This window comes from Mycobacterium sp. TH-M82 (assembly GCF_057473605.1).
The window spans coordinates 1-1,574 of sequence record NZ_JBYCKY010000903.1 but is presented as its reverse complement, the minus strand read 5'-3'; the positions used below and the strand labels follow the sequence as shown (position 1 = coordinate 1,574).

General features: G+C 65.4%; 1 protein-coding gene. It reads right to left on the bottom strand.

Annotation, left to right across the window (positions count from 1 at the left end; all coding sequences use genetic code 11):
- Window positions 1-16: 16 nt before the first annotated feature.
- Window positions 17-1,455 (bottom strand): IS3 family transposase gene (locus tag AC2VON_RS26295; protein WP_486955440.1). Its coding sequence is split into 2 segments (ribosomal slippage): window positions 17-1,104 and window positions 1,104-1,455, totalling 1,440 coding nucleotides; the frame shifts between segments, so codons are not numbered across the junction.
- Between the last annotated feature and the right edge of the window lie 119 nt (window positions 1,456-1,574).

Sequence of the window (1,574 nt, the reverse complement as noted above, 5' to 3'; positions counted from 1 at the left end):
CACCGTTGCGCGGTATTTACTGAGTGGTCTCCTCTGGTTGATCGGGTCGGTTGATCCACGAGGACTCGGGGATCTTCGGCGGTTCGGGCGGTTTGCGGACGAACCGTTCGGGGTGTGCGGCGTAGACGGCGTCGAGTACGCTGGCGCGTTTGTCGCGGACCGCCTCGGCCAGGCCGTAGTGGACGTCAGCGGGGGTGTGCAGGCCGATTCCGGTGTGGCGGTGCTCGTTGTTGTACCAGGCGAAGAAGTCCTGGCAGTGCCTTCGGGCGTCTTCGATTGAGCCGAACCTGCCGGGGAAGTCGGGCCGGTACTTCAAGGTCTTGAACTGGGCCTCGCTGAACGGGTTGTCGTTGGAGACGCGTGGTCGCGAATGTGACTGGGTGACCCCAAGATCGGCCAGCAGGAACACCACCGGCTTGCTGGTCATGGAACTGCCACGGTCGGCATGGATCGTCAACTGGGCACGGTCGATCCCCTGCTTGGCGCAGGTTTGGCGAATCAACACCTCGGCCAGCGCCGCCGATTCACGGTGCGCGACCATCCAGCCAACGACATAGCGGGAGAAGATGTCCAAGATCACGTACAGGTAGAAGTAGGTCCACTTCGCTGGGCCGTGCAATTTCGTGATGTCCCACGACCACACCTCATTTGGGGTGCTGGCCACCAGCTCGGGTTTCACCTTCGCCGGATGCGCGGCCTGGGCGCGGCGCTCATGCACCTCCCCGGCTTGGCGCAGCAGCCGATAAAACGTCGACTGCGAGCCCAGGTAGACGCCCTCATCGAGCAGGGTGGCCCACACCTCAGCCGGTGCCAAGTCGGCGAATCGGTCGCTGTGCAGCACGTCGAGGATCGCCTGCTGCTCAGCAGCGCTCAGCGCACGCGGCTGGTGGCGTTGGCGGTGCGGGATCGGTGCCGGCCGCTGCGGGGCTGGGCTTTGCCGATGCCGCCGCCAGTAGCCGGCCTGCGAGGCTCCGAGCGCATCGCAGGCTTTGCGCACCCCCACCAGGGGTTTGAGTTCCATGACAGCCTGGTCGATCATCGCGTCGACCTCGACTCGGTGTCCGCGCTCTCGGAGAGAGTCTCCAAGAGCGCGTGCAGTTTTGCCTGCACAGCCACCACGGCGCGGGTCTTGGCCAACTCCTGCTCTAGTCGCTGCTTTTCTGCTTGCAGGCGGGCGATCTGCTCGGCCGCCGCATCGCGCCGCTTGCGGCCACGCGGGGCCGCCAACCCCGCCAACGCACCGACATCGCGGGCTTTGCGCCACTCCACGATGTGGCTGGAATACAGGCCCTCACGGCGCAGCACCGCGCCCTTCTCGCCGTCGGGCGCTGCGTCGTAGGCGTCCAGAACCTGCAGCTTGTACTTTGCGGTGAACGTTCGCCGGCGGGCGCGTTCGGGCACCTCGGGATCGGGACGTTGCGTTCCAGCGCCATCCACCCGACCAGGATCTTCGATCCCGGTCGCTCGAGCCAACGTCGTCACTTTGTTCGTCATTTCGGGGAATCTCTCCATCCCCGCCCTCGGGTCACTATTTATCAGGGGGCGGGTGCCTCAACCCATGTTGACAGAGAGGG